Raw genomic sequence first — 20,007 nt, forward strand, 5'->3', positions numbered from 1 at the left:
TTTGTAAAGAGGAGATAAACATGAAAAAAATATTTGATACAACTTTTACGATTAAAGAAGTCGTGGCAACTGGTATTGGTGCAGCACTCTTCGTTGTGATTGGGATGGTCAGCATTCCAACGCCTGTTCCAAACACTAGCATTCAATTGCAATATGCTGTCCAAGCTTTGTTTGGCGTTGTTTTTGGTCCAATCGTTGGTTTCTTAACAGGATTTATTGGCCATGCCCTAAAAGACTCCATCCAATATGGAAACCCTTGGTGGACTTGGGTCTTGGCTAGTGGTTTGTTCGGACTTGTAGTTGGATTGCTTAAGAACTACCTCCGTGTGGCTCAGGGAGTATTTGAATCAAGAGATATCATTACATTTAATGTGGCTCAGTTTGTGGCTAATGCCTTGGTTTGGGTAGTCATTGCTCCACTTGGGGATATCTTGATCTATAATGAACCAAGCAATAAGGTCTTTGCACAAGGTGTTGTCGCAACCCTTGCCAATGGTCTGACTGTTGCAGTTGCCGGAACCATACTTTTAATTGCCTATGCACGTACTCAGACAAAGAGTGGTAGCCTTAAAAAAGATTAAATCACGCGATAAGAATAAAAAGATCGAGAGATATCTCGATCTTTTTCTGTTAAAAATAAAATACTTTTTGCAATTTATATATTGCATTTTGAAAAATATATTGTATAATAGACTTATAAAAATGAAGGGAGAACCGATATGAAAAACATCAAAAATATTTATTCACCACTTATTTGGCTTGTTTTGGGTGTAATTTTTTTGGTTATAGGACTGAACAATCAAAATCATACTTTTCTTATTTTTGCTGGCTGTGATATTGCAATTGGTTGTGCACTTTTAAGCATAGCAACTAAGAAGAAAAATGATAAGGACGATGATCATGGCAAAAAATCTTAAGCTAAAGATGGCGCGAGTGGAGCATGATATGACTCAGGGCGACTTAGCAGATGCTATCGGAGTGACCCGCCAGACCATTGGCTTGATTGAGGCGGGTAAGTACAATCCCAGCCTCAGTTTATGCATAGCGATTTGCAAATGTCTCAATAAAACGCTGGATCAATTGTTTTGGGAGTAAAAATGTCCGGGGGATATTTTTAGCCTGAGCCGAAAAACACGAAAGCGAGGGAATGTCCGGGGGACATTTTTAGCCCGAGCCGAAAAACACGAAAGCGAGGGAATGTCCGGGGGACATTTTTAGCCTGAGCCGAAAAACACGAAAGCGAGGGAATGTCCGGGGGACATTTTTAGCCCGAGCCAAAGAACTCGAAAGCAAGGGAATATCCTAGAATAGTTGAAGAGCAATTTTCGCATAAAGATTAAATGGGGATGAAATTTAAGTAAAAGAGGAGAATGCATATGAAATCTAAAAATAGACAAGAGATCTATAAAGATGAACGAATAGAGAAATTGGACGGAAAAGTTGCAGGAGAATTAGTGTTAGGAATGTTTTTCTTCTTAGCTATATCTGTGTTTTTCAAAGTCTATATTCTCCGTCTAAGCTTGCTAGCTTATCTGCCAGAAGGGACTCTCCTTATCCTAGTAGGTCTCTATGCTTTGCTTCGTCGCTTAAGCCTAGGCATTGATGTTCGTGATATGGTAAGAGAAGAAAAATGGCCAGAACGTGTCGGTAGTGGAATTATTTTTGCTTTAATTCTTGTGGCTATTGATTTCTTTGGACAGCGAGAAAGTATGGCTAGCATGCTGAGTATGTTGTATCTGCTTAAGATGTTTTTTGCAATGGTTCTTTTTATATTTGGAAGCTTGACCATGGACAAGGTTAGTCTTTTCCTAAACGGCAAACGCCAGGCAAAGTTAGAACAGGAATTGGAGGATGAAGAATGACTTGCTGGAAAAGATTGATGTGGGGTGGTTGTGCTTTCTTAGCCTTAGCCTTGTATGTGCTACCTATGGTATTTCAGCAGAAAGCAGAGACTTATCAAATTTCAAAACAGTGGACTATTGGAATTGGTATTTTGCTGATTTTCCTCGCTTTACTGGTCTTTATCGTGGTAGCAAAGAAGATAGGAATCTTATCTCAGACTGGGAAAGTATTTCAAAAAGGAGACGGAAAACGAATTTCTCTTAGCATCTTAGGCATGTTTCTTATATCTATCCTTGGAACGGCTTTATTACGGTGGCTAAATGGAGACGTTACAACGGCTAATCAGGCGTCTTTAATAGAGGAGTTTCAAAGAGGAAATGGGATTTTGTTACCCATCATGCTTGGAGTTTTAGCACCTGTTGTAGAAGAAATTATCTTCCGTGGAATCCTCCCACTAAAAATCTTTAAAGGCTATGAGGGCTGGGGCTATATCGTAGGCGGACTTCTCTTTGCGCTTTTTCACGGGCCAACCAATATCGTGTCTTTTGTGATTTATGCTGTTTCTTCTGTGATTTTGACATTGCTGGCCTATCGAACTCGTCGCTTGGAAGTCAGTATTGCAGTTCACATGATTAATAATGGACTTCCTGCCGTTATCATGTTGTTAATTGGTATTTTTGGAATGGAAGTATAGGAGCTTAAAATGATGATAAAACTAATTCATCGTCAAATTTTAGACGAACGTGAAGAGCAACTTGTCAACAAGGCTGGCATGGAAACTTTTAGTTTCCTGCTGTTTAGTAGTTTGGCCTTATATGTTGGATCGGTGGTTATGAATGCGGGAGCCATTCACTATCAACCATTCTTGATCCTGATTGCGATTGCAGGTCTATATTTTTTCTGTCGAGCTCAGTATCTGGGAGCTAATTATTACAATAGTTTCAGTCTGACTATCTGGGGTGTGCTGGCTGCAACAGGCTTTCTGACCCTTTTAATTGCCTGCCAGAATTTCCAACTGAATCATGCTATTTATCATAATAATGTTTTTCACCCCATGTTTCTATTTGTTATTTTAATTACTTTTGTCATTCACTTTCCCTTGATACTGGTGGTTAATATTTTCTTAGACGCTATAAGCAAGAATCAAAAGAAGCGTTTTGAACGCTATTTGAACCAACTTGAGGAGGAGTGAAGTATTTAGCAATTCAGCTCTGCTATTTTCCAAACAAATTTTTTGCCCAGTTTTTTCAATCAGGTTATAATAAATAGATGAATTAAAAATTCAGAAAATTTTATAGAGAAAAGAGAGTTGAAATCTTATGGCAAAAGATATTCGCGTCCTACTTTACTACAAATATGTTCCGATTGAGAATGCTGAGAAATTTGCAGCTGACCACCTGGCCTTCTGTAAATCTATCGGTCTGAAAGGCCGTATCTTGGTGGCAGATGAGGGAATCAACGGAACGGTTTCTGGTGACTATGAAACCACTCAAAAATACATGGATTATGTGCATTCCTTGCCGGGAATGGAAGACCTTTGGTTCAAGATTGACGAAGAAAATGAGCAAGCTTTCAAGAAAATGTTTGTTCGCTACAAAAAAGAAATCGTGCACTTGGGCTTGGAAGACAATGATTTTGATAATGACATCAACCCCCTGGAAACGACAGGAGCTTACCTATCACCTAAGGAATTTAAGGAAGCCCTCTTGGACGAAGATACTGTTGTCCTAGACACTCGTAACGACTATGAGTATGACCTAGGACACTTCCGCGGAGCCATTCGTCCAGACATCCGCAACTTCCGTGAGTTGCCACAATGGGTTCGTGATAACAAAGAGAAGTTCATGGACAAGCGCGTGGTTGTTTATTGTACCGGTGGTGTTCGCTGTGAGAAATTCTCAGGCTGGATGGTGCGTGAAGGCTATAAGGATGTCGGTCAGCTTCATGGCGGTATCGCGACTTACGGCAAGGATCCAGAAGTTCAAGGTGAGCTTTGGGACGGTAAGATGTATGTATTTGATGAGCGTATCTCCGTTGATATTAACCATGTTGATCCAGTTGTGATTGGGAAAGACTGGTTTGATGGGACTCCTTGCGAGCGCTATGTCAACTGTGGCAATCCAGAGTGTAACCGCCGCATCCTGACTTCAGAAGAAAATGAAGACAAGTATCTCCGTGGCTGTTCTCACGAATGCCGTGTTCACCCTCGCAACCGCTATGTGGCTGAAAACGGGCTGAGCCAGGCAGAAGTAGTGGAGCGTTTGGCTGCGATTGGAGAAAGCTTGGAAACACTGGTAGCTCAGTAATCGCATAGTAAAGACCAAAAACTTTAGACGATTCAAGCGTCTAAAGTTTTTTTCATCATTTATTTACAGGTAAAAGTCTTGTTGGACAGAGATTTGGGAAAGCGGACTATTTCATCATGTTCTTGGGACATCTCGTGGAGCATCACTTGATTTCAGATTTTCTTTCTGCGGTTTTGATTTTTTGTCCTTTCTTTTTGATGTGATATAATGGGCTTAATAAATGGGAAAGGAGCAAGTCTATGTCTAAAGCTATCATGGAAAAAGTGGCAGCCTATTTGCGTCAGCATGCAGATGAAGAGCTGAGTCTGACCGATTTAGCTCAGCATTTCCATTATAGTCCTTCCCATCTATCCAGAACTTTCAAGAAAAAGATGGGCTTTTCTATCAAGCAATATATGGAAGCTCTTAAGATGGAAAAAGGGATTCAGGAAATTGTGGAAGGCCAGCAAAATGTGACTGAGACATCTATGGAAGCTGGTTATGATAGTCTAGGCAGTTTTTCTAATACTTTTAAGCGGCATACTGGACTTTCGCCTAAAAAATATTATCAGGAATCAACCAAGGCTTATGATTTCATGATTAAACAGCTAGATGAGAAGGGAGCTTTCTTGCATCAGGATCCCGACTGTAAAAGTGGCAATCGCTTGACCGTGACGCTATCTTATCCTGAGGGCTATGAACCACGCATTAGCTGTGTTGGGCTTTTTAAAACCCGCATTCCCAAAGAAGAGCCGATTATCGGAGTAGCACTGAGTCAGAAGAGAAAGTTTACTTTTGAAAATGTACCGGATGGCCACTACTATCTTTTGGCCTGTGAATTGCTGGAGGATTTACGCCTAACTAAAAACTATGTCTTGAAGCATAACTTTCGCTGGGGCAGCGATGAGCCTCTAACTTTTTCAGGCGATAGCATCTATCAGGAGGAAATCAGCATGCGCAGGCCCTTGCCCAGTGATCCACCTATTACAGTTAATCTTCCAGTTTTAATCATGCGTTCCCTAGCCAAACAAGCGCAATTGAGAATAAGAAAATTTTTATCCTAATTGATAAACTGATACTAGAGATTTATTCTCAGATATAAAAAATTGGAGGAACAATAATGAAATTAGACGTGTTTTTAAGTTTTAATGGTCAGGCCGAAGAAGCTTTTCGTTTTTATGCAGATCTTTTTCAGACTGAGATAAAGGGACTTGCCCGAGCCAGTGAGATGATGGATCCAGCAGATCTTCTTGCAGAAAAACGGGATAAGCTTGCCTGGATTGCCTTAGATACGGAAAACTTAACTCTGCATGGTGAGGATGTAGGTGTTTTTAATGACCTGTCTATTCCTAGCAATCATCAGCCCAATCAATGGTTGGTTCTAAGCCCAGACGGTAGAGAAGAAGCCGATGAGCTCTTTGCTAAGCTTGCTGAAGGTGGGCAAATTCTCTATCCTTTAGAGGAACAAGCTTTCGCAGAGTTTTATGGCCGCTTGATTGACCGTTTTGGTATCGGCTGGGATGTGATGAAATGAGGTAGGAGGATGGCTTATAGTGAATCCTTAGCTCAACAGATTCGTACCATTTTAGCCACTGAACTGCCTCCTCATGTTTTTGAAGAAGAGGTAGAAGAGAAGAAGATGTTTGGTGGCTTGGCTTTTATGATCCGAGGTAAGATGACCGTGACTGTGAGTTCGAGAGGTCAAGAGCTTGTCATGGTCCGCATCGGTAAGGAAATGGAAAAGCAGGTTCTGCCTAAAAATGGTGCTAGTGTCACAGTGATGAAAGGCAGGCTTTATCATGGTTATATTGATTTAGATGGCGAAGCACAAAAGGAACTGTCTTACTGGATCAAGCTAGCTTTGTCCTACAATCAGGAGTTGAGCCAATTGTCTGAAACTTAATAAAGAAATAATAAAGAAGAAAGTCTATCTAAATTTTGATTCAGTAGGCTTATCTTCTTTTTTAGTACAAATGTTTATATACTTTTGCACTAGATCCCCCGTTAATCGAGAGTCTAGAAGATTATTAGAGTTGCGCTAGTATAAAAAATGAGTTTTATCTTACTATGATACGCTAAGAATAAGCAAAAACTATCCCAATCTCGTGATTTTAGGTATAATAGTAGCTAGAGGTGATCTTATGGGAATTCTAATATTTCTATTTCTTTTAGCTTTGATCTTTTTATTCTATTTTGTAGGTTTTATAATTAAGTTGATTCTAGGGATCGTCGTCTTTGTTATTGGTTTGGTTGTACTTTTATTTCTGCTGAATCGTTTTAGAAAGTAGAATAAATGACTGCTGTGAACCAATGGAAAATGAGAGGAGATCAATGTTAAAAATAGAGCAACCAATTACGATCGTTTCATTTCTCTTTGATGATTTTGAGACCCTAGATTTGATGGGGCCAGTAGAGTTTTTAGCTACTTTACCCAATGTAGAGACGAAATATGTCTCCCTTGCTGGTGGTCTGATTTCTAGTCGTCAAGGTTTTCAAATCATGACGGATAATTTTAAAAGCTTACCTCCCAATTCTCTTCTCTTATTACCTGGTGGTCAAGGTATCAGAAAGATGGTGGAGGATAAGATTTTCCTATCTTCGCTAGAAAAGGCTGTCCAGCAAGCTGAGTTGGTCTTAAGTATTTGTACAGGAGCAGCTCTTTTAGCTCAGATTGGTCAGCTCAAGGGGCGTAAAGCCACTAGCAACAAGCTCGCCTTGTCTTGGGTTGCTTCACATGATAGAGAAGTTCTTTGGCAAGATCAAGCACGCTGGGTCGTAGATGGGAAGTTCTACACTTCGTCAGGTGTCTCGGCTGGTATGGATATGTCCTTGGGCTTTGTAGCTGAATTTTGGGGTCAAGCCTTAGCAGAAGAATTGGCAAAAAAAGCAGAATACGTGTGGCAAAACAAGGCTGACCAAGATCCCTTTTTTAGTAAATAAAGAGCAATCTGAGGAGATAGGATTGTTTTTTGAGTGATTGTGTAATTTGTATTGCCATGTCAAAAGGAAGCATTAAAAATAGAAAAGCTTGTTTCAGATTCTTATTTTTCCCCATAGCAATTTATGATATAATATAGTAAAAATGTAATAGGAAGTTTATTTTATGAGTATAACATTTTCCGTTTCGAATAAACGAGGTTTTCTAGGATTTCAAAAAGTTTTAAAAATCAGTGAATTGCTTGGATTTGTTGATGGACTTGAACCCCACCCTATACAGAAAGAGTTTGTGTACCTTGGACTAGATAAGCTTGCTCTATTGAGATGCTGGGTTCCTGCAAAGTCTGGCCGCTATATTGACTTGGAATATGATAAGACTCAACAAACATACAATGTGCAGATTCTGACTCCTTCAACACTTGCCGATTGGTCTCAGGCTCTTACTTTGGTTTCTAAGTTATCAAGTCGCTTGGGGACAAGCATCCGTGATGAACATGGTAGAGAATATAGCAGTTCAAGTGTCTGGGATTACCCTTATCAAGAGGACATAGTTTTCGGCTTGGAGGACTTTCTAAAATCAGGATATCCCTTAGTGTATCAAGATGGAGTTCGCAGGAGAATTGCTCTGAGCCCTCAGATGGTGGAAGGATTCCTAAAAGAGGATAATCCTGCTCAGAGTTATAGCGATTTCTTCACTCTTAGACAGTACCTCGACGCTTACGATGCGCAAAGTAAATTTTATGGGAATGATCAGAATCAACAAATTTTAGGAGTATATACTCTAACTGCTGGTGTTGACACGATTCTACCCTTTGAACTTAGTCTAGCTCCGGAAGATGTAGAGTATATCGATGAGTCAAAATTAAGATGGTGTTGCAATCTTGTGGGATGTGATGATACGGATCCAGATAATGTTGAAAAGTTCTTCTTTTATAAGAGAATTTCTTATTCAGATTTCTTGGAAAGGCTCCCTAAGGATATGGCTCAAGTATTTGATGGTGAGAAAATTTATGTTCCTGCTATGACTTTTGCCCAAATGAAAGATCTTTTTGATAGCTGTCCTGAGCTTGTGTAAGAGAGACTGGGTCGTTCTACTCGATTCATTTTGCAAAGCCTTGTATAAGATACTCTAAAATTTCTTCCAAGCAGTTCGCTTGTCATATCAAGAAAAGCAATCTGTTCTATTCAGATTGCTTTTTGAGTTTATTTGAGATTACTTTTGTTAGGTTAGAGAGAAATGTTGAAGGTTATCCGACCTTTCTTGTAAGAAGCCCAGATTCTCCCTTTGAAGAGGCTGGTTAGATGTTGGGCCATGGAGAGACCAATGCCATAGCCAGAAACGGCTTGGTTATTGTGGGAAGTTTCGGCTCGGTAAAAGCGGTCAAAGAAACGTTTGTAATCAATCTTTGTTCCAGCAGCATAGTTATTTGAAATTTCAATGCGAATCTTGCGTCTAAAGGATCGACGGTTATTGTAGGCCTTGATCATAATCGTTCCTTTATCATCGCAATATTTACGCGCATTATCCAGGAGAATACTGATTAATTCGTAGCCTTCATCTTCTGACATTATAGCATTTAAATCTGGCTGGATATCTAGTTCTAGATGTTTGTTTTCCTGCTGGATGAGGGATGAATGATCTTTCCCAACTTTTTCAATCAATTCTGAGAGATTGACGCTGGTTAGCTCGAGATTTTCGTGTTCTTCCATCCGAGACAGCCTGATCAAGCGGGCAATTAGTTTGTTTAATCTTTCCGTTTGAGCCTTGGTACTTTCTGTCCATTCGTTTTCACCTGTCATCATCTCTTGCAGTTCAGTGTTGGCTGCGATAATGGCTAAAGGCGTTTTGAGTTCATGACCAGCATTGGTAATGAAAATACGTTGTTTTTCGTAGCTTTTTATATAAGGACGAATTACAATACCAGAGACCAAGGAGATAATGAGCGTTAGGAAAAAGAGGCTTGCAAGAGCAATCCAGGTAGAAAATTGAGCTAAAATACTCCGTTCACGGTTGTAGTTGGTCGTTTCTAAAAAGGCAACTAGGCGTTTTTGGCCTTTGCTACTAATTTGGTAGGAGAAGTAGCGATTGTTGGCTTGCATTTGGCCATATTTACCACCTGTTTTTAAGGCCTTTTGAGCCATCTGATAAATAGTATTTTCACTGAGTGATTGGATATTGCCTAGGTTGATGCTGGTAGCCTGCTTTGTTTGGCTGGCTGAGAAATATTGGAAATTGTAAATAATACCTTCTTGGATGTTTTTATCGGTCAAATCTTGCTTAATTTCTTCTGTCATGGGTAATTGGCCGTCATTATCTGTTAGGACAGACAAGACGGTTTGGATATTGCTCTCCGTTTGAGCGTAGACAGCAGAGTTAATCAAGAGCCAAAACATTCCCAATATTAAGGCGACAACCAGAGTGGCAAGTCCGATAAAACGAAGCTGGAGCTTACGAAACATGATCCTCACCTGCCTTTTCAGTAAGTTGGAATGGACCAGCTTCATCGCCAAGGATTTCTAGATTAGAATGGACGCTTTTCAATTTTTGACGAAGGTAGGATACATAAATAAAAGCAAGCTCTTGGTCTGTTTCTTCATCTGACCAGACTCGCTCAAGGATTTGCCTACGACTTAGTTCTTTATGTGAGTTCTGCATAAAGTATTGAAGAAGTTTGAGCTCTTTTCCGGCTAAGCGGATACTATTGGAAGCACGAAGTTCCTGTTCGTCCAGATGAAGCTCGGTGTTGCCAATCTGGAGCTGGACGGGACTATAATTATCTGCTCGACGAGCCATTGAGCGGAGGCGAGCCAAGAGTTCTTTAAGAGAAAAGGGCTTGGTCAGATAGTCATCAGCCCCAGCATCTAGTCCATTCACTCGGTCATCGACCTCAGCCATGGCAGTCAGCATGATGACATGGGTGGTATTACCGGTTGCTCTTATTTCTTTGAGCGCCTCTAATCCAGTCATGATGGGCATCATAATATCAAGAATAATAACATTGTAGGTGTTTTGATTAGCGAGCTTCAAGGCCTCTTGACCATTAAAGACACTATCAACTTGATAGCCGTCATGCTCAAGAGCAGCTAGGATAACACGGTTAAGTTGGGCTTCATCTTCAGCTAACAAAATTCTCATAACTTAGTCCTCTCTTTCGTTAGATTCTTGAATGAGATTGCGAATCGTCTGCATGGTCAAGTCGCAGGAAGCGAGTTCATCGGCACAGCGTTTTAGTTCCCGCTCGATCCGTTCTGAATTTTTGATCTCGTGCTTGTATTTCATCTGGTGCTCAAGGCTGGCCCAGGAGTCCATGGCAATGGTTCGTAGCTGGACCTCAATAAAGTACTTGCCTGGAGTCTTGCCATAGCAGTCAGGGTAGGGGGTCTCTACTTCTAAAATGAGGTGATAGGAGCGGTAGCCATTAGACTTGACTTGATTGATGTAGTCTTTCTCCTTGAAGATATGAATGCCAGGCATTTGACGGATAAAGTCAATAATTTGGTAAATATCATCCACAAATCCTGTAATAATACGAATGCCGATAGCATCCCGAATCTGTTTGAGAGCCGATTCAGCAGACAGAGGTAGATTTTTTCGTTGGCATTTTTCTGCCATGCTGTCAGCGGTCTTAATACGGGCGTGAAAATGTTCATAGAGTTTGAAAGAAGTTGTTTTTTTGTGCTCTAGTGCAGCTGTTTTGATTTTTTGAGTAAAGTCCTCTAGGATAAGAGGCAGGTACTGCTCGTAAGCTTCATAAATACTCGTCATGATTCTCTCTCTCTTTGCTTGCTTTAGTCTTTCTATTATACCACGAAAGACAGGTAAACATATCAGCCTTTAGCAGGAAGTGATTTACTTTAAGTTTTGTGAAAGGAAAGATTCGTCTTTTGCTCTGTTAATGGATGAATTTAATTGATAAAGCTGAAGGATCCAAGCTTTTTATGATACAATAGAAAGAACAAATGCGAAAGTGAAAGGACCAGGCGTGATACTAGAAGAATTTGACCAAAATCCCAAGGCCATTATCAATCCTGAAGATTTGATTGAGCCTATTCCTGATTTTCCTTCAGTAGCAGTTTCCTGCTTTGCTAGAGAAACTTTCAAAAGACTCTTGGGAAATTTTGATCATGAGCCTATCACAACAACAAGTATGGCCAATATAGAGATTCCAATATACAGAGTTTTTGTGGCTGATCAGGAACTAGCTTTTTTTAATGCTCCGGTTGGGGCCTCGGCCTGCGTTGCCATTCTAGAAGACCTCATTGCTTTTGGCATGAAAAAGCTAGTCCTCTTTGGCACCTGTGGCGTGCTGGACGAGGATATTAGAGAGACTTCCATCATTGTGCCAACAGTTGCCTTACGAGATGAGGGGACTAGTTATCATTACCAAGCAGCATCTGAAGAGATTGTGGTGAATGCTGGTCTGCAGGATTTTCTGCTAGAATTTTTAGATGAGCGAGGTATTTCCCACAGTCGGGGTAAGGTTTGGACCACAGATGGCATTTACCGAGAGACAGCAGCGAAACTCCTAAGAAGAAAAGAAGCGGGAGCTATTTGCGTCGATATGGAATGTTCTGCTGTTGCTGCTCTGGCAGCCTTTCGTTCTGTAACTGTCTGCCAATTTTTCTATGCGGCTGACCATTTGTCAGAGGAAAAATGGGATATGAGAAATCTGTCCAATCATGCCGACTTGGATGAAAAAGATAAGATAGCAAATCTGGCGGTGCAAATCGCCCTAGCTTTATAATGAGAATACAATGAAACAACCTATTATTCAGTTTGAAAATTTCACTTTTCAATATCAGGCCCAGCTGGAGCCGACCTTAAAAGATATTAATCTGACTATTTACGAAGGCGAAAAAGTCTTAATTGTCGGTCCTTCCGGGTCAGGAAAGTCAACTCTGGGCCAGTGTCTAAACGGTATCATTCCTAATATCTATAAAGGCCAAGCTAGCGGTCACTTAAAGGTTCAGGGACAGGATGTCTTTGCGTCTAGCATTTATGACAAGTCCAATTTAGTCAGTACAGTTCTACAAGATACAGATGGTCAATTTATTGGTCTCAGTGTGGCGGAAGACTTGGCTTTTGCTTTAGAAAACGACATGGTTGAATTACCCGTCATGAAAGAAAAAGTTCAGCATTGGGCGGAAAAATTAGACTTGGTGAACTTACTTCAGCATCGGCCTCAGGATTTGTCTGGCGGTCAAAAGCAGCGGGTCAGCCTGGCAGGTGTCTTAATTGATGAGAGTCCCATTTTGCTTTTTGATGAACCGTTAGCCAATCTAGATCCGAAATCTGGCCAGGATGCAATTGATTTGATTGATCAGATTCACAAGGAAGCTGGAACGACCACTATTATTATCGAGCACCGTTTAGAGGATGTCCTTTATCGCTCAGTAGACCGTTTGGTCTTGGTTAATGATGGTCGGATTCTCTTTGATGACCATCCCGATCTGTTGCTGAAGACAACTTTACTGGCTGAAAATGGGATACGAGAGCCCCTCTATCTGACTACCTTGCGCCAGTTAGGTCTTGATATAGCTGAGATGGATCATTTGTCTGATCTGGCCAGTCTAGAGTTACCAGCTTTGCCATTTTCAAAAGAGGCTGTTGTAGAGGCGACTCAAGAAAGGAATTCTAATCTATTTTCTGTTGAGAATATCAGCTTTTCTTATGGCAAGCGACCTGTTTTGCAGGATATTTCTCTTGAGATTGCTAAGGGAGAACGGATTGCTATTGTCGGCAAGAACGGGGCCGGTAAGTCCACTCTAGCCAAGGCTTTCTGTCAATTTATCCAGACAGAGGGTGCCTACAGTTGGCAGGGAAAAGATATCAAGGGTGATTCTATTAAGGAGCGAGCGGAACGGATAGGCTATGTGCTGCAAAATCCTAATCAGATGATTTCAGAAACCATGATTTTTGATGAAGTGGCCCTAGGTCTTCGCTTGCGAGGTCTCCCTGAGGAGGAAATTGAAGAGCGAGTCTTGGCAGTTTTGAAGACTTGTGGCCTGTATGAATTTAGGAATTGGCCTGTTTCAGCCCTGTCTTTCGGCCAAAAGAAGCGGGTGACAATAGCATCTATCTTGGTCTTAGGACCAGAAGTCATCCTGTTAGATGAGCCAACGGCAGGCCAAGATCAGCGCAATTATACGGAAATTATGAACTTCTTGGATGAGCTGAATCAAAAAGGGCATACTATTATCATGATTACCCATGATATGCAGTTGATGCTGGATTATTCTGACCGTGCGATTGTAATAGTGGATGGTCAGGTTTTGGCGGACAAATCACCTGCCCAAGTACTGACTGATAAAGATTTGATTGCGGCAGCGAATCTGAAGGAAACCTCAATTTTTACTCTGGCTAAAAAGTTGGGAGTTGACCCTCTAGTCTTGACAGAGTTTTATATGAAAGTGAAGGGAGCAAGCCATGTTTCAAGATAAGAAAATCATTGGTTATCATGCTGGAACTGGCTTTGTTCATAGTCTGTCAGGTGCCAGTAAATTATTATTTTTCATCCTTGTGTCTGTAGCAGCCATGATTAGCTATGATACGCGACTTTTGCTAGTGATTGCTATTCTGTCTCTATCCCTGTTTCGCTTGTCAGGAATTCGTCTACGTGATGTTAGTTTTGTCTTGGTTTTTGCAGGAGTCTTTGCCATCCTCAATATACTGATGGTTTATCTCTTTGCGCCCCAGTATGGTCAGGATATTTATGGGAGCAGTACGGTTCTGCTGAATGGTTTCGGAATTTATAATGTTTCCTTGCAGGAATTATTTTATCTCTTCAATCTATGTTTGAAGTACCTCTGTACCATTCCTTTGGCAATTATTTTTCTGATGACAACACATCCCAGTCAATTTGCTTCCAGTCTCAATCAGATTGGTATTCCTTATAAAATCGCCTATTCTGTCAGTCTGACTCTCCGCTATATTCCAGATTTACAAGAGGAATTTTACCTGATTAAGATGTCACAAGAGGCGCGTGGTTTAGAATTGTCAAGCAAGGCCAAATTGAGCCAGCGGATTAAGGGAAATTTACAAATTATTATTCCTCTGATTTTCAGCTCTTTAGAACGAATCGAAACGATTGCGACAGCCATGGAACTCCGCCGTTTTGGAAAAAATAAAAAGAGAACCTGGTATACCTACCAAGCCTTTACTAAGTTAGATGTCCTTGTTATTACTCTTTCTCTAGCTTTCTTGTTGATTAGTTTAGTTTTATTCTTTGTCAACCATGGACGATTTTATAATCCTTGGAGATAGAAAATGGAGAACAGAAGGTATGGGGAAAAAGGGACTTAAAGAAGAATACAGGTTACAGATTCAGTTTGTTTTGGTCATTTATCTGATTTGCTTTATACTACGGATTGCAGAATACCTGATTTTGAGGACGGATCAGACATTCTGGGGAGAATCATTTGTCCACAAGCTTCTGGGTCTAATGCTACTGGTTCCGGCTTTACATTTCTACGGTTTAAATTCAAAACAGATCGGCTTTGGGACAAAAGGTTTATTCTCCTATGTTAGTTTAGGTCTAGTCTGGGGGAGTCTGTTTTTTGCCTTAGCTTATCTGATAGAACTAGCTTTGTTGCTGAGTCAAGGCAATCTTTTAGGACTTGATTTCTATGTGTCTGCTTATTCAGTCAATGGTAATATTGGCCAGCAAAGAGGCTTTCTTTTTCTGTTGATCTGTCTGGTAGGCAATCTCATCAATGTCCTCATGGAAGAAGGAATCTTCCGTGGACTTTTTCAAAAAGTTTTTGAAAGAAAATACAGCTTTTTGAAAGCAGCCTTTTTTTCCAATCTTCTTTTTGGTTTTTGGCATATTATGGGGCCATTCAGAAGTTTTCTCGATGGGGAAATGAGCTTGACAGGATTCTGGATTAATAGTTTGATTTTAATTCTCACCAGTTTTCTGATTGGCTTTCAGTTTGCTCTTATGACCAAGATGACAGGTAGCCTTTATATGGGGATGGCTGTTCATTTTGTTAATAATACGGTGGTTAATCTCCTTCACGTCCTATCAAAAGGTGGAGTGGATCAGCTATTGAGTCTTCGAATCACCGTGGCTCAGACCTTGTCATTTTTGGTGCTTTTGATCATCTATCAAATACGAAAGCGATCGCGTAACGAAGTTCTTTAGTACATCGGATTTTTTCAACTAATCTCAACGAGACATTTAAAAAGCAGGCAATTTCTGAATTGCTTGCTTTTCTTCTTATAATGGTCTTTTGTTTGGCATGCCGGCTTTGCGGGGGTATTTATTGGGGGTTTCTTTCTTCTTTTCTACCACTGTGATAAAGCGGGGGTCGCCGTTTGGTAGGGCGTAGCTGAGATTGTCTTGGACCTTGCTAAAGAGTAAGTTGAGGGCGTTTTTTGCTTCATCCAGTTCCTCCGGAGCATTAGAAGCCTTGAGCGCCAGCAATTTTCCGCCAACTTTTAGATAGGGAATGGTCAGTTCAGACAGGACTTGCATGCGAGCGACTGCACGGGCAGTGACCAGGTCAAATTGAGCTCGAAAGGCCTTATCCTGAGCAAGGTCTTCTGCACGACCATGGTAGAAGTGAACCTTGTCCAACTTGAGCTCCTCTGCCAACAGTTTGAGGAAGTTGATTCGTTTATTGAGCGAGTCAATGATAGTCACATCCAGCTGAGGATAGATAATTTTCATAGGGAGGCTGGGAAAGCCGGCCCCAGCACCGATATCCAGCAGCTTAAGTTCTTGATTATCAATCAGGCCTTGCAAAACGGGGGCAATTGAATCATAGAAATGCTTGAGATAGACTTCGTTTTTCTCTGTGATAGCTGTCAGATTGATTTTTTCATTCCATTCGACCAAGAGTTCAAAATAACGCTCAAACTGGTCTTTCTGGCGGTCGGTCAGCTCGATTCCCTGCTGGATCAATAGCTGGTAAAATTCTTGCGGTGTCATAGTTTCTTCCTTGTCTGTCAATGTTCATTCTATTATATCATAAAAAGGAGACCCCAGTTCAAGAGGGAATCTTTTATATCATTCCGTATTAATCTTAGAAACATATTCGAGCTCCTTTATTGCGGGTTGGCGGTAGAGAAAGAGAGCGCTAATACTGATACAAAATCCTGCAAGGATGAGAAGAAGTCCATAACCTCGGCCACTTCCTGTTCCAATGATGGAGCCGATCCAAGTGGTCAATGCTCCTTTAGGTAGGAGGAGTGGTTTAAAGAATCTATCGGCCACCCAGCCCATGCTGGCATAGGCGATGACGTAGCCAAACTGAGAGATGATTCCGATTGTCCCCCAAGCTTTTCCTTGCTCACCCTTATCTATATTTAAGCGAATCAAATAATCAATAGCCGTATTCGCAAAAGGCAGAGACATAAACAGTAAGAAGCCAAAAAAGCAAATCCAGACTAGGTTTTCTTTACTGCCCATACCTGCCATAAAAATTCCCAATAAACCTAATGACAGACTAAGAATCAAATGAAAATGCCTTTTAATGGAAAAGATTCCTAAGATAAGTCCGCCAAGGAGCATACCGCTACTGGAAATGGCCATGGTCCAACCAACTTCCTGACTAGAGGCAAAGCCCAGAATCATAGGAGAAAGCAAAATCTCAACAGTCCCTAGAAAGAAAGAGAAAGCTGTTCCTAGTAGAACCAAGAGCCAGATTCCTCTTTTTTCATAGATGATTTGAAAGCCTCGCATAAATTCACTCCAGAAAGGATGAAATGTAGACTTTCCCGGACTTTTGATGTGACGGCGAGCGATCAGGCTACAAATAACAGTCACAAAAATAGTTGAAAAATCAATTAAGAGGATCTGACCGATTGTCCCCTGAGCTAAGATCAGTCCAGCGAGACTAGGGGAAATGAGATAACGAGCAATGCCGTTGATCTGTGACAGACCGGTTGCCTTGGAAATCTGATCCTCCGGAACCAGGTCGGAAATGGTGGCTCGAAAAGCTGGGTTCACTAAAGCGGAGAATACAGAACTGATTGCAGCACCAAGACAAATGTTTAGTAGGGAGGGTTGGCTAGTCTGTAAGCTAAAGTAAATCCAGAGGACTCCCAGACCTGATAAGCCATCACCCAGAGCCATTAGAATACGGCGGTCATAACGATCGGCTAGAATCCCTGCCAAGGGAGTCATTAAGAGGCCAGGTAAAAAAGCACAAAGGGTAACTAGAGCAGAAGAAGCAGCTTGACCAGTCAGCTGGTAGATGTAAATTCCTAGTGCAAAAGAGGTCATACCTGTTCCGATTTCCGAAATAAAAGTTCCTAGCCATATCAGGAGATAAATTTTAAAGCCACTATGTTTCATAAGGAGCCTCCTTTAGTGGATTAATTGTGCCAAAGAAGAAAAATACCCTTCTTTTGTTTGAAAAATTTTCTCTAATAGGTAGATGAAAGCTTGAATTTTATGATTTTTTTCTGCTTGGTCTAATGTCTGGAAGGAGCTGTTAAAAATCTGCAAGGAGTAAGTTAGCATCATCTCGATAGTCTCGTAAGGATAAGTCGTTTGCATCTCGCCTGTTTGAAAGCCTTCTTGAAAAAGGGGATAGAGGATTTCAGGAACCTTGCTCAATAAGATTTGATTGGTTTTTTCGTGAAGAAGTGCGTTTTGGGGCGCGTGTAAGTGGTCTAAAAGTTCTTGGCCATCTTTTTGCATATTCAATGAAGCTAGAGCACCCATTAATCTTTCAAGTATTGGAAGTTGTTTTTGCTCCACCCAAATGCGCACTTGCTCAAAAGATCGCTCAATCCAACGTTCAATGATGGCATCCATTATTTCTTCTTTTGAGGTAAAGTAATAATAGAGGGTTCCTTTTGCAATCTGGGTTGCATCTAGAATCTGAGCGATAGAAGTTTGGTCAAACCCTTGTTCGATAAACATTTTTTCTGCTACATCTAAGATAAATTCTTTTTTATTTGCCATGAGAAACTCCTAAAGTTTATAAACCGACCGTCGGTCGATTGTTTTCTATCTACAGAATACTCTTTTTGGAAAAGATTGTCAATAATTTAGCCACTTCTTCAAAATTTTGATATAATGACTACAACAGTAGATTTTCTGTTTATTTATATTTCTTAGGGATGGAGACTTACAGTTGCTATTCCATTCCTACAATGTTGTTAAAAAGGAGACTTCTTATGTCATTTATTATTACTATTGCAGTTGTTGTCGTTATAGTCTTGTTTGTGATTTCTGTTTATAATTCGCTTGTTCGGGCACGGATGCAGACACAAGAAGCATGGAGTCAGATCGATGTGCAACTTAAGCGTCGGAATGACTTGCTTCCTAACTTGATTGAAACTGTTAAAGGTTATGGGAAATATGAACAAGCTACTTTAGAAAAAGTGACTCAGTTGCGTGCTCAGGTTGCGTCTGCTTCTTCACCTGCTGATGCGATGAAGGCCAGCGATGCCTTGACTCGTCAGATTTCAGGAATTTTTGCTGTTGCGGAAAGTTATCCTGATTTGAAGGCAAATGAGAATTACTTGAAGTTGCAAGAAGAATTGACAAACACAGAAAATAAGATTTCTTACTCACGCCAGCTTTATAACTCTGTTGCTGGTAACTATAATGTGAAGTTGCAAGCTTTTCCAAGTAATGTTATTGCAGGAATGTTTGCCTTTAGACCTGCTGATTTCTTGTCTACTCCTGAAGAAGAAAAAGCTGTGCCTAAAGTTGATTTTGGTAGCAATGGTTTAGGTGAGTAATATGTTATTTGAACAAATTGCTGCAAATAAAAGGCGGACCTGGTTTCTCTTGGTCGCCTTCTTTGCTCTTTTAGCTCTTATCGGAGCAGCTGCGGGCTATCTTTGGATGAATTCTCCTTTGGGTGGGATGATTATTGCTTTTATTATTGGCCTTATTTATGCGATCACGATGATTTTTCAATCTACCGAGGTAGTCATGTCCATGAATGGTGCTCGACAAGTGTCTGAGCAAGAAGCACCTGAACTTTACCATATTGTTCAAGATATGGCGATGGTAGCTCAGGTTCCAATGCCTAGGGTTTATATTGTGCAAGATGATTCTCCCAATGCTTTTGCGACGGGATCTAATCCTGAAAATGCTGCTGTCGCAGCGACAACCGGTCTTTTAAGACTGATGAATCGCGAGGAATTAGAGGGTGTCATAGGGCATGAAGTTAGCCATATTCGCAACTATGATATTCGTATTTCAACTATTGCAGTCGCCCTAGCTAGTGCTATTACTATGATTTCTAGTATTGCTGGTCGGATGATGTGGTATGGTGGAGGACGAAGAAGGAATGACCGTGATGATGATAGTGGTCTTGGTCTTTTAATGTTAGTCTTTTCATTAATTGCGATTATATTAGCCCCTTTGGCAGCTACCTTGGTTCAGTTGGCCATTTCCCGTCAACGTGAATTTTTAGCAGATGCTTCGAGTGTTGAGCTGACTAGAAATCCTCAAGGAATGATTAGTGCCCTGCAAAAATTAGATAATAGTGAGCCCATGCATCGACATGTGGATGATGCTAGTGCAGCCTTGTATATTAGCGATCCGAAGAAGAAAGGTGGCCTGCAAAAACTTTTCTACACTCACCCACCAATCTCTGAGCGGGTAGAAAGATTAAGAAAAATGTAAAAAAAACTGGGATTTTTCTCAGTTTTTTTATTTTGGCAATGTTTCAAAGATGGGGAGGAGTTATTTGTTGATTGTATGGTCAGTGTTACAGACAGAAATACTTGTCGTAACAAAAAAGGATGAGATTAGCTGATGAATTGTGTAAGTGTTAATTACCTGGTATGTGCAGTTCTTTCTTTTGACTAAGGAAAACAAACAAGATTAGATATCTTTTATTGACGGAGATTAGCAAAAAGTCTTTTATAATACCACGTTTTCAGGTGTTTTAGTATCGAATTTAATAGGTTGGAATCACTGAGAAATCTTTTGTTGCCAGCCCTTAACATAACTGTAAAATAGGACTAGTA

At 40.7% G+C, this 20,007-nt stretch carries 24 protein-coding genes; 18 read left to right on the plus strand and 6 right to left on the minus strand.

Features of this window, described 5'->3' with window-relative positions; all coding sequences use genetic code 11:
• Positions 1–20 precede the first annotated feature (20 nt).
• The 12 genes from HMPREF2780_RS04580 to HMPREF2780_RS04635 all read left to right on the plus strand — a co-directional run bounded on the left by HMPREF2780_RS04580 (position 21) and on the right by HMPREF2780_RS04635 (position 8,139).
• Positions 21–581: an ECF-type riboflavin transporter substrate-binding protein gene (locus HMPREF2780_RS04580; protein WP_008808475.1), complete on the plus strand. Its 561-nt coding sequence runs from the start codon at positions 21–23 to the stop codon at positions 579–581.
• Between the two features lie 138 nt (positions 582–719).
• The gene (locus HMPREF2780_RS04585) at positions 720–917 is read left to right on the plus strand and encodes a hypothetical protein (protein WP_045634269.1); all 198 of its coding nucleotides are present in this window, start codon (positions 720–722) and stop codon (positions 915–917) included.
• The gene (locus HMPREF2780_RS04590) at positions 901–1,095 is read left to right on the plus strand and encodes a helix-turn-helix transcriptional regulator (RefSeq protein WP_020992784.1); all 195 of its coding nucleotides are present in this window, start codon (positions 901–903) and stop codon (positions 1,093–1,095) included. The genes HMPREF2780_RS04585 and HMPREF2780_RS04590 overlap by 17 nt, the downstream gene beginning before the upstream one ends.
• Positions 1,096–1,376: 281 nt before the next feature.
• Complete coding sequence (locus HMPREF2780_RS04595; RefSeq protein WP_233994378.1) at positions 1,377–1,862, plus strand: DUF6773 family protein; 486 nt, start codon at positions 1,377–1,379, stop codon at positions 1,860–1,862.
• On the plus strand, positions 1,859–2,536 hold the full coding sequence (locus HMPREF2780_RS04600; RefSeq protein ID WP_105026245.1) for a CPBP family intramembrane glutamic endopeptidase: 678 nt from the start codon (positions 1,859–1,861) through the stop codon (positions 2,534–2,536). Before HMPREF2780_RS04595 ends, HMPREF2780_RS04600 begins: the two co-directional genes overlap by 4 nt.
• Positions 2,537–2,545: 9 nt before the next feature.
• Positions 2,546–3,034 (plus strand): DUF6773 family protein, encoded by a 489-nt coding sequence (locus HMPREF2780_RS04605; RefSeq protein WP_105026246.1) that lies wholly within the window; start codon positions 2,546–2,548, stop codon positions 3,032–3,034.
• A gap of 127 nt (positions 3,035–3,161) precedes the next feature.
• Positions 3,162–4,148: an oxygen-dependent tRNA uridine(34) hydroxylase TrhO gene (gene trhO, locus HMPREF2780_RS04610; RefSeq protein WP_002898096.1), complete on the plus strand. Its 987-nt coding sequence runs from the start codon at positions 3,162–3,164 to the stop codon at positions 4,146–4,148.
• Positions 4,149–4,387: 239 nt separating this feature from the next.
• Positions 4,388–5,191: a helix-turn-helix transcriptional regulator gene (locus HMPREF2780_RS04615; protein ID WP_105026247.1), complete on the plus strand. Its 804-nt coding sequence runs from the start codon at positions 4,388–4,390 to the stop codon at positions 5,189–5,191.
• Between the two features lie 56 nt (positions 5,192–5,247).
• Positions 5,248–5,661 carry a VOC family protein gene (locus HMPREF2780_RS04620; RefSeq protein ID WP_105026248.1) on the plus strand — a complete coding sequence of 138 codons (414 nt, stop codon included), beginning with the start codon at positions 5,248–5,250 and terminating at the stop codon, positions 5,659–5,661.
• 9 nt (positions 5,662–5,670) lie between these two features.
• Positions 5,671–6,030 carry a TfoX/Sxy family protein gene (locus HMPREF2780_RS04625; RefSeq protein WP_105026249.1) on the plus strand — a complete coding sequence of 120 codons (360 nt, stop codon included), beginning with the start codon at positions 5,671–5,673 and terminating at the stop codon, positions 6,028–6,030.
• A gap of 428 nt (positions 6,031–6,458) precedes the next feature.
• Positions 6,459–7,067 carry a DJ-1/PfpI family protein gene (locus tag HMPREF2780_RS04630; protein ID WP_105026250.1) on the plus strand — a complete coding sequence of 203 codons (609 nt, stop codon included), beginning with the start codon at positions 6,459–6,461 and terminating at the stop codon, positions 7,065–7,067.
• A 163-nt stretch (positions 7,068–7,230) separates the two neighbouring features.
• Complete coding sequence (locus HMPREF2780_RS04635; RefSeq protein ID WP_105026251.1) at positions 7,231–8,139, plus strand: DUF4299 family protein; 909 nt, start codon at positions 7,231–7,233, stop codon at positions 8,137–8,139.
• 152 nt (positions 8,140–8,291) lie between these two features.
• Here the strand turns inward: HMPREF2780_RS04635 and HMPREF2780_RS04640 are convergent, their stop codons facing one another.
• The 3 genes from HMPREF2780_RS04640 to HMPREF2780_RS04650 are packed head-to-tail and all read right to left on the minus strand — an operon-like array spanning position 8,292 to position 10,830.
• Positions 8,292–9,524, minus strand: coding sequence for a sensor histidine kinase (locus HMPREF2780_RS04640; protein ID WP_105026252.1), 1,233 nt, complete (start codon positions 9,522–9,524; stop codon positions 8,292–8,294).
• On the minus strand, positions 9,514–10,200 hold the full coding sequence (locus HMPREF2780_RS04645; RefSeq protein WP_045505761.1) for a response regulator transcription factor: 687 nt from the start codon (positions 10,198–10,200) through the stop codon (positions 9,514–9,516). The genes HMPREF2780_RS04640 and HMPREF2780_RS04645 overlap by 11 nt, the downstream gene beginning before the upstream one ends.
• A gap of 3 nt (positions 10,201–10,203) precedes the next feature.
• Entirely contained in the window at positions 10,204–10,830 is a 627-nt protein-coding gene (locus HMPREF2780_RS04650) for a GTP pyrophosphokinase (protein WP_105026253.1), read from the minus strand.
• A 217-nt stretch (positions 10,831–11,047) separates the two neighbouring features.
• Here HMPREF2780_RS04650 and HMPREF2780_RS04655 point away from each other — a divergent pair, with 217 nt between their 5' ends.
• From HMPREF2780_RS04655 to HMPREF2780_RS04670, 4 genes are read left to right on the plus strand one after another with little or no spacing between them, the layout of a single operon-like run.
• Entirely contained in the window at positions 11,048–11,809 is a 762-nt protein-coding gene (locus tag HMPREF2780_RS04655; protein ID WP_105026309.1) for a nucleoside phosphorylase, read from the plus strand.
• Between the two features lie 10 nt (positions 11,810–11,819).
• Positions 11,820–13,505 (plus strand): ABC transporter ATP-binding protein, encoded by a 1,686-nt coding sequence (locus HMPREF2780_RS04660; protein WP_105026254.1) that lies wholly within the window; start codon positions 11,820–11,822, stop codon positions 13,503–13,505.
• Positions 13,492–14,328 carry an energy-coupling factor transporter transmembrane component T family protein gene (locus tag HMPREF2780_RS04665; protein ID WP_105026255.1) on the plus strand — a complete coding sequence of 279 codons (837 nt, stop codon included), beginning with the start codon at positions 13,492–13,494 and terminating at the stop codon, positions 14,326–14,328. The genes HMPREF2780_RS04660 and HMPREF2780_RS04665 overlap by 14 nt, the downstream gene beginning before the upstream one ends.
• A 19-nt stretch (positions 14,329–14,347) precedes the next feature.
• Positions 14,348–15,208 carry a CPBP family intramembrane glutamic endopeptidase gene (locus HMPREF2780_RS04670; RefSeq protein WP_105026256.1) on the plus strand — a complete coding sequence of 287 codons (861 nt, stop codon included), beginning with the start codon at positions 14,348–14,350 and terminating at the stop codon, positions 15,206–15,208.
• A gap of 75 nt (positions 15,209–15,283) precedes the next feature.
• Here HMPREF2780_RS04670 and rsmG read toward each other — a convergent pair whose 3' ends face one another.
• From rsmG to HMPREF2780_RS04685, 3 genes are all read right to left on the minus strand, one after another.
• Positions 15,284–15,997: a 16S rRNA (guanine(527)-N(7))-methyltransferase RsmG gene (rsmG, locus tag HMPREF2780_RS04675; protein ID WP_048777456.1), complete on the minus strand. Its 714-nt coding sequence runs from the start codon at positions 15,995–15,997 to the stop codon at positions 15,284–15,286.
• 78 nt (positions 15,998–16,075) lie between these two features.
• The gene (locus HMPREF2780_RS04680; protein WP_061596103.1) at positions 16,076–17,365 is read right to left on the minus strand and encodes an MFS transporter; all 1,290 of its coding nucleotides are present in this window, start codon (positions 17,363–17,365) and stop codon (positions 16,076–16,078) included.
• 12 nt (positions 17,366–17,377) lie between these two features.
• On the minus strand, positions 17,378–17,980 hold the full coding sequence (locus HMPREF2780_RS04685; RefSeq protein ID WP_061596102.1) for a TetR/AcrR family transcriptional regulator: 603 nt from the start codon (positions 17,978–17,980) through the stop codon (positions 17,378–17,380).
• 215 nt (positions 17,981–18,195) lie between these two features.
• Between HMPREF2780_RS04685 and HMPREF2780_RS04690 the strand changes: the two genes are divergently transcribed.
• Positions 18,196–18,765 carry a LemA family protein gene (locus HMPREF2780_RS04690; protein ID WP_008808499.1) on the plus strand — a complete coding sequence of 190 codons (570 nt, stop codon included), beginning with the start codon at positions 18,196–18,198 and terminating at the stop codon, positions 18,763–18,765.
• A gap of 1 nt (position 18,766) precedes the next feature.
• Positions 18,767–19,660, plus strand: coding sequence for a zinc metalloprotease HtpX (gene htpX, locus HMPREF2780_RS04695; protein WP_061598477.1), 894 nt, complete (start codon positions 18,767–18,769; stop codon positions 19,658–19,660).
• Positions 19,661–20,007: the final 347 nt, after the last annotated feature.

The organism is Streptococcus sp. HMSC062B01 (assembly GCF_001811085.1).
GTDB classification, from domain to species: domain Bacteria; phylum Bacillota; class Bacilli; order Lactobacillales; family Streptococcaceae; genus Streptococcus; species Streptococcus gordonii.